We start from the raw sequence: 7,450 nt of genomic DNA on the forward strand, positions 1-7,450 counted from the left end.
CATAATATAGTATTTTTTATCTTTTTTGTCAAGATTGAAATTGGACGATTTATATACTTCACCAACGAAAAAACCAAGCGTCATAAACGTTTGGTTTTTTTGGCGGTGAGCTTATTTTTCTTCGATCTTAACCATTCTTTCGAGCGATGATCGCTCTTCTTGTAGATAGGTTAATTGAATTTTGCCAAGCGCAGCTGGGTTTGAAAGTTTCGAGATGACGAATTTTTCGTAGTCTTTGATGGTTTCGTAGTTTACTTCTTGAGCGAGCGCACAATGTTCAACCAAGATTTTTACACTGTTATTATCAACAGTAATAATGCCGCTACGCATAAGAAATTGTTCTTCGCGCTCATCATTGACTCGGATCTTTGTTCTTGAAAACAGAATGCTCGCGATAAGCGGTGCGTGACCAGCAAATACTTCCATATCACCGAGCTCATTATGTATGAGGACTGATTGTACTGTTTCATTGAACATGATTCCGTTTGGAGTTTCAATACGTAGATTGAACGTAGGCATAGAACCAAGAGGTTATTGAGCGCCCATTTCTTTTGTATGACGTGCGAGCACTTCATCGATAGTGCCGGCCATATAAAAATGCGCTTCGGCAATGTGATCAAGCTCACCGTCAAGAATACGTTTGAAACCAGCGACCGTATCGTCGCGTTTGACATAGGTTCCCGGAACACTGGTAAAGGTTTCGGCCACGAAGAAGTTTTGTGTGAGGAATTTTTGGATTTTTCGTGCGCGGAATACCAGTTTTTTATCTTCGTCAGCCAGTTCATCCATACCGAGAATAGCGATAATGTCTTGTAATTCTTTGTAACGTTGCAATACAGTTTGTACACCACGGGCAACAGTATAGTGCTCTTCACCAACAACTAAAGGATCTAATTGGCGGCTAGTAGAATCTAATGGGTCAACCGCTGGATAAATACCTAAAGAAGCAATATCACGGCTCAATACCACCGTCGCATCTAAGTGAGCGAAGGTTGTTGCTGGTGATGGGTCAGTCAAGTCGTCGGCTGGAACGTAAACGGCTTGTACAGAGGTAATAGAACCAGACTTAGTCGAGGTAATACGCTCTTGTAACACACCCATTTCTTCGGCCAATGTTGGTTGATAACCTACCGCAGATGGCATACGACCTAACAATGCAGATACTTCTGTACCTGCCAAGGTGTAACGGTAAATGTTGTCAACGAACAACAATACGTCACGACCTTTACCGCTTTCGTCTTTTTCATCACGGAAGTATTCAGCCATGGTCAAACCAGTCAAGGCAACACGTAAACGGTTTCCTGGTGGCTCGTTCATCTGACCGTAAACCATCGCTACTTTACCAACAACACCAGAATCTTTCATTTCATGGTAGAAGTCGTTACCTTCACGAGTACGTTCACCTACACCAGCAAACACTGATAAACCAGAGTGTGCTTTAGCGATGTTGTTGATGAGTTCCATCATGTTAACGGTTTTACCTACACCAGCACCACCGAACAAACCAACTTTACCACCCTTAGCGAATGGACAGAGTAAGTCGATAACTTTAATACCGGTTTCGAGTAATTCTGTTGCACCAGATTGCTCATCATAGCTTGGCGCTTTACGGTGAATAGACCATTGAGCCTGTTCACCAATTGGGCCAGCTTCGTCAATTGGATTACCCAACACATCCATAATACGACCTAAAGTCGCTGTACCGACTGGCACAGAGATAGGCGCATTGGTGTTGCTAACGGGCAAACCACGCTTCAAACCTTCAGTTGAACCCATGGCGATGGTACGTACAATACCGTCACCGAGTTGTTGTTGTACTTCTAAAGTCGTGGCAGTGCCATCAACTTTTAAAGCGTCATAGACTTTTGGCACGCTGTCGCGCGGAAATTCAACATCAATAACCGCACCGATAATCTGAACGATTTGACCGCTGCTCATCGGGATTTCCTCTTAAAACTGGCAAATACTGAATTCTTTACAATCTTAATTAAGATTGAGATTAAACCGCGGCTGCACCACCGACGATTTCAGAAATTTCACGAGTAATCGCTGCTTGACGTAATTTGTTATAAACCAATTGCAAACTACGGATTAACTCACCTGCGTTATCGGTTGCGGCTTTCATCGCCACCATACGCGCAGCTTGTTCACAAGCAATATTCTCTACTACACCTTGATACACTTGAGATTCAATAAAACGAACCATTAAGGCATCTAACAAAGGCGCAGCTTCAGGTTCATACAAGTAATCCCAACTATGCTCGCGTTTTAACGGTTCATCGCCGTTGTCTGCGCTCAATGGCACCAATTGGTTGACTACAGGTTTTTGGGTCATGGTGTTAACAAACTGGTTGCTGACCAAATAAATACGGTCAATTTCACCACGGTCAAAGGCATCTAACATGACCTTGACTGCCCCAATTAACTGGTCTAAGGACGGAGCATCACCTAATTGGGTTTTCACCGCAACGACTTTACCACCGACCGATTTAAAGAAAGTAGTGGCTTTTTGGCCAATCAAGCAGAACTCTGCTTCTACTCCCTGTTCACGCCATGTCTTGACTGACTGCACAGTACGTTTAAACAAGTTAATATTTAAACCACCACACAAACCACGATCAGAAGACACAACAATATAGCCCACGCGCTTAACAGGTCTATCAACCATATAAGCATGTTTGTACTCTGGATTAGCTTGTACTAAATGGGCAATAACGCGACGCATTTTATCGGCATAAGGGCGACCTTGTGCCATGCGATCTTGCGCTCTACGCATTTTGGAGGCCGCTACCAACTGCATCGCCTTGGTAATTTTTTGCGTACTCTTAATGCTAACGACTTTGCTACGAATCTCTTTTAAGCCTGCCATAGTCTCACCATCGTTGTTGGACTGTCGCCTACTAATTAAGCCAACTCAGAGAGTTGGCTTATTAAAGGTCTTACCAAGACTGCGTAGCTTTAAAAGCTTTAATGCCATTATGTAGGCTAGCTTCAATGTCTTTATCATAGTTAGCAGTGGCATTGATGTTATCCATCAAAGCTTTTTGCTGACTATTCATATAGCCATGTAATGCAGCTTCAAAAGCACCAATTTTGGCAACTGGCACATCAACCAAATAACCTTCGTTAGCAGCAAAAATCGATAAAGCCATGTCAGCAATGCTTAATGGAGCATATTGTTTTTGCTTCATTAACTCAGTAACACGTTGACCATGCTCTAATTGTTTGCGGGTTGCTTCGTCTAAGTCAGAAGCAAACTGAGCAAACGCAGCCAATTCACGGTATTGAGCTAAAGAGGTACGGATACCACCAGATAACTTCTTGATGATCTTCGTTTGAGCCGCACCACCTACGCGAGATACGGAAATACCGGCGTTAACCGCTGGACGAATACCAGAGTTAAATAAGCTAGTTTCTAAGAAGATCTGACCGTCAGTAATCGAAATTACGTTAGTTGGAACGAACGCAGAAACGTCACCTGCTTGGGTTTCAATGATTGGCAACGCGGTTAAAGAACCTGTTTGACCTTTCACAGCACCATTGGTGAATTTTTCTACATATTCTTCAGATACACGAGAAGCACGCTCTAATAAACGGCTGTGTAAATAGAATACGTCACCTGGGTACGCTTCACGTCCTGGTGGACGACGTAATAACAAGGAAATTTGACGATAAGCAACAGCTTGCTTAGACAAATCATCATAAATAATCAAGGCATCTTCACCACGATCACGGAAGTACTCACCCATAGTACAACCAGAATATGGTGCTAAGAATTGCATAGCCGCTGGTTCAGAAGCAGATGCAGCTACAACAGTTGTGTAAGCTAATGCACCAGTCTCTTCTAATTTGCGTACTACGTTAGCAATCGTTGATTGTTTTTGACCAACAGCAACGTAAATACACTTAATACCAGAATCTTTTTGAGCAATGATCGCATCGATCGCCATCGCTGTTTTACCAGTTTGACGGTCACCGATGATCAACTCACGTTGGCCACGACCAATTGGAATCATCGCGTCGACAGCTTTGTAACCAGTTTGTACTGGTTGGTCAACGGATTTACGCCAAATAACGCCTGGTGCTACTTTTTCTACAGCATCAGTTAATTTAGCATTGATTGGACCTTTGCCATCAATTGGCTTACCCAAAGAGTCAACAACACGACCTAAGAGTTCTGGACCAACTGGCACTTCTAAAATACGGCCTGTGCAACGTACTTTTTGGCCTTCTTGTAAGCCTAAGTAGTCACCCAACACCACAGCACCAACCGAATCTTGCTCTAAGTTTAGAGCCATACCGTAGATGCCGCCATCGAACTCAATCATTTCGCCATACATTACATCGGCTAAACCGTGAATGCGGACGATACCGTCAGACACTTTTACGACTGTGCCTTCATTACGGGCTTCAGCAGTCGCGTTGAGATCGCTAATACGCTGTTTAATCAGCGAGCTGATCTCGGAAGGATTCAGTTGCTGCATGATGCGCTGTTCCTCAAAAATTATGTATTCAGGGTGGCACTCAATTTTGCCAATTTTCCGCGCACGGAAGCATCAATTACTAAGTCACCAGTACGGATAATCACACCACCAATTAAAGCAGCGTCAACTTCGGTACTAATATTAATACGAGCCCCTAACTTTTCAGCCAATTGTTTTGCCAAAGCATCTTCTTGTTCATCAGATAAGGCAAAAGCACTGGTTACCGTCACATCAGCGGTATTTTCAGCTTGGGCTTTTAAAACTTCGTATAACTCAGCAATTGCAGGCAATGCCATTAAACGTTTGTTAGCTGCGACAAGGCTCAGAAAGTTACGCACACCAGCAGATAACTCCCCACCGCAGGCAGCAAACAATGCCGTTTCTTGTTCGGCTACAGTCATGCTCGGGCGTGACAGGTAACGGGCAAAATCAGCATCTTGAACAATCGCAGCTGCAAGAGCCAACTGAGTTGACCAAATGGCCAACTCTAATTTGCCCTCAGCATTTGCATATTCAAACGCTGCTTTCGCGTACGGACGTGCCACAGTGGTTAATTCAGCCATGTTCACTGTCTCTAGAGAGTTATAACTCTGCTGCTAATTTGCTAAGCATTGCAGCATGAGCATTGGCGTTTACTTCAGCTTGCAGAATCTTTTCAGCACCTGCAACTGCTAAAGCAGCTACTTGAGCACGTAATTGATCACGAGCACGGTTTGTCTCTTGTTCAATCTGCTCACGAGCTTGCGCTTTAATACGCTCGCTTTCTACCACAGCTTGAGACTTGGCTTCTTCAACCAATTGACCAGCACGACGATTGGCTTGTTCAATTAATTGAGCGGCTTGATCTTTAGCAGCTTTTAACTCTTGAGCAACTTGATCTTGAGCAGCTTTTAAATCATCTTGCGCTTTACTCGCAGCATTTAAGCCATCTGCGATTTTCTTTTGCCGTTCAGCAAGCGCTGCTGTTAATGGCGGCCATACAAACTTCATGCAGAACCACACGAAGATTGCAAAGGAAATGGCCTGCCCCAGCAAGGTTGCATTAATATTCATGCTAACACCTCATTTGGCTTTGCAGTGGATTGCTCTGTTATTAAGCAGGTACCAAGCCAATGAATGGGTTCGCGAATACGAAGAACAAACCAATACCAACACCGATCATTGGTACAGCGTCAAGCAAACCAGCAACGATAAACATTTTAACTTGCAATTGTGGTGCTAATTCTGGTTGACGTGCAACGCCTTCCAAAAATTTACCACCTAACAAACCAAAACCTACAGCGGTACCCAATGCACCAAAAGCGATCAGGATAGCGGCGGCGATAGCGGTCAAGCCAATCACGGTTTCCATTGCGAATTACCTCAGTTAAGTCAAAAGGAAAAGGGAATCAAATTAGTGGTGTTCACTGGCCATACTTAGATACACAATGGTCAACATCATAAAGATGAAGGCTTGTAATGTGATAACTAAGATGTGGAAAATAGCCCAAGGCACAGATAACAACCATTGCACACCAAAAGGTAGCAAAGCGATCAAGATAAAAATCAATTCGCCAGCATACATGTTACCGAATAACCGCAAACCTAAAGAAACAGGCTTAGCAATCAAAGTAACACCTTCCAAAATCAAGTTAATTGGAATAAAGAATGCCTTTAAGATTGGATTTTTTGGGTTAAATGGATTTAAGGCTAACTCACCCGCAAAACCACCCACACCTTTCATCTTGATGCTGTAGAACAAAATCAACATAAACACAGAAATAGACATACCTAATGTGACATTAGGATCAGTAGATGGCACTACTTTCATATAGTGCAAACCTAATGCCTGTGCAACCACAGGAATAAAGTCTACTGGAATTAAGTCCATCAAATTCATTAAGAAAACCCAACAAAAAATCGTCAACGCCAAAGGCGCGATTAATGAGGATTTACCGTGGTACGTGTCTTTAACGTTACTATCAACGAACTCGACAATCATTTCCACAAAATTTTGTACACCACTTGGCACGCCACTGTTTGCTTTTTTAGCAACAGAGCGAAACACCAAACAGAAAATTAAACCTAAAGCAATTGACCAACCCAAAGAGTCAACATGGAACGCCCAAAAGCCCATCTCTTGCGCATCTTGTGCAGTATGCGCAAAAGACCAACCATGTTCTGGATGATTTCCAAAGGTAAGGTTAGTCAGGTGATGCTTGATATATTCCGTAGAACTTCCAGCCATATGACACCTACTTTCGCTCGTCTTGCAGAGCATCCCACAACGGAGACACCCAAGCTACGAGCTGTACGATAAAGAAACCTGCGAGTACCCAGCCCACTTGCAGCGATTTTAGACCTGCAAACGCAGCCGAAAAGAGCAACACGGTAATACCAAACCGACCAGCTGCCCCTTTATAAAAACCTTTTACAATCTGTTTTGCAGAGCCTGCCCCTGCATGACGAAATGCTTGTAGTGCAAAATAAGCACTACCCGTGACGGCGATACTTGCACCTATCCCTGCGGATGCCGACGACCACACACCCCAAATCAATGCAATCAGCGTGATGGCGATGGTGGCGAATACCTGACCTTTAAGTAAGCGTATTGCGGGGGTTTTATCAACAAGTGGTTGAGGTTTACTCACGCTTGCTCCACCAAAAGGCAATTGCTATAGACAAAAAAGTACTGCTTCGAGCGCGGCGAATTGTATAGATTGCACACTAAATTAGCAAGCTTTTGTTACTATTTAATGTACATTTAACAGGAAGTTTTTGGTGGTTTATTTGTTAATGATAGCTTTTTTTACGCTAAATTCTCTTTAATTTATTGCAATTTTATTTATTAATTATTTAGCCTTTTTTCAAGGCATATTTAAACTAAAATGCTATATTTGCCCAATAATTAGGCAGATATTAGGGTCTGTTGACGTTTTGATTGTGGTTGCGAAAGAAGCTATTTTTTAGAGGATACGAGGCGTGAA

The 7,450-nt window shown here is 43.1% G+C and carries 9 protein-coding genes; all 9 read right to left on the reverse strand.

The features are described 5' to 3' along the window. Positions 1-111: 111 nt before the first annotated feature. Positions 112-519, reverse strand: a complete 408-nt coding sequence (locus Q0212_RS10625) for a F0F1 ATP synthase subunit epsilon (RefSeq protein WP_297925243.1) — start codon at positions 517-519, stop codon at positions 112-114. Between the two features lie 12 nt (positions 520-531). After that, complete coding sequence (gene atpD, locus Q0212_RS10630; RefSeq protein WP_297925247.1) at positions 532-1,938, reverse strand: F0F1 ATP synthase subunit beta; 1,407 nt, start codon at positions 1,936-1,938, stop codon at positions 532-534. 61 nt (positions 1,939-1,999) lie between these two features. Continuing rightward, complete coding sequence (atpG, locus tag Q0212_RS10635) at positions 2,000-2,869, reverse strand: F0F1 ATP synthase subunit gamma (RefSeq protein ID WP_297925249.1); 870 nt, start codon at positions 2,867-2,869, stop codon at positions 2,000-2,002. Positions 2,870-2,939: 70 nt separating this feature from the next. Then, a complete protein-coding gene (gene atpA, locus Q0212_RS10640) occupies positions 2,940-4,484 on the reverse strand; it encodes a F0F1 ATP synthase subunit alpha (protein WP_297925251.1) in 1,545 nt (514 codons plus the stop codon). A 20-nt stretch (positions 4,485-4,504) separates the two neighbouring features. Then, a complete protein-coding gene (locus Q0212_RS10645) occupies positions 4,505-5,047 on the reverse strand; it encodes a F0F1 ATP synthase subunit delta (protein WP_297925253.1) in 543 nt (180 codons plus the stop codon). A 19-nt stretch (positions 5,048-5,066) separates the two neighbouring features. Beyond that, a complete protein-coding gene (locus tag Q0212_RS10650; protein ID WP_297925255.1) occupies positions 5,067-5,537 on the reverse strand; it encodes a F0F1 ATP synthase subunit B in 471 nt (156 codons plus the stop codon). Positions 5,538-5,577: 40 nt separating this feature from the next. Continuing rightward, on the reverse strand, positions 5,578-5,835 hold the full coding sequence (gene atpE / locus Q0212_RS10655) for a F0F1 ATP synthase subunit C (protein ID WP_297925257.1): 258 nt from the start codon (positions 5,833-5,835) through the stop codon (positions 5,578-5,580). A gap of 42 nt (positions 5,836-5,877) precedes the next feature. Further along, positions 5,878-6,711: a F0F1 ATP synthase subunit A gene (atpB, locus tag Q0212_RS10660; protein ID WP_297925260.1), complete on the reverse strand. Its 834-nt coding sequence runs from the start codon at positions 6,709-6,711 to the stop codon at positions 5,878-5,880. A gap of 7 nt (positions 6,712-6,718) precedes the next feature. Continuing rightward, entirely contained in the window at positions 6,719-7,114 is a 396-nt protein-coding gene (locus Q0212_RS10665; protein ID WP_297925261.1) for an ATP synthase subunit I, read from the reverse strand. Positions 7,115-7,450: the final 336 nt, after the last annotated feature.

It is taken from the genome of uncultured Agitococcus sp. (genome assembly GCF_937920075.1).
In the GTDB taxonomy this organism is placed as follows: Bacteria; Pseudomonadota; Gammaproteobacteria; order Pseudomonadales; family Moraxellaceae; genus Agitococcus.

What these genes read in the sequence shown, in the direction of transcription:
- Q0212_RS10625 (WP_297925243.1), bottom strand. Translation starts at nt 519, where the DNA reads ATGCCTACGTTCAATCTACGTATTGAAACTCCAAACGGAATCATGTTC.
- atpD (WP_297925247.1), bottom strand. Translation starts at nt 1,938, where the DNA reads ATGAGCAGCGGTCAAATCGTTCAGATTATCGGTGCGGTTATTGATGTT.
- atpG (WP_297925249.1), bottom strand. Translation starts at nt 2,869, where the DNA reads ATGGCAGGCTTAAAAGAGATTCGTAGCAAAGTCGTTAGCATTAAGAGT.
- atpA (WP_297925251.1), bottom strand. Translation starts at nt 4,484, where the DNA reads ATGCAGCAACTGAATCCTTCCGAGATCAGCTCGCTGATTAAACAGCGT.
- Q0212_RS10645 (WP_297925253.1), bottom strand. Translation starts at nt 5,047, where the DNA reads ATGGCTGAATTAACCACTGTGGCACGTCCGTACGCGAAAGCAGCGTTT.
- Q0212_RS10650 (WP_297925255.1), bottom strand. Translation starts at nt 5,537, where the DNA reads ATGAATATTAATGCAACCTTGCTGGGGCAGGCCATTTCCTTTGCAATC.
- atpE (WP_297925257.1), bottom strand. Translation starts at nt 5,835, where the DNA reads ATGGAAACCGTGATTGGCTTGACCGCTATCGCCGCCGCTATCCTGATC.
- atpB (WP_297925260.1), bottom strand. Translation starts at nt 6,711, where the DNA reads ATGGCTGGAAGTTCTACGGAATATATCAAGCATCACCTGACTAACCTT.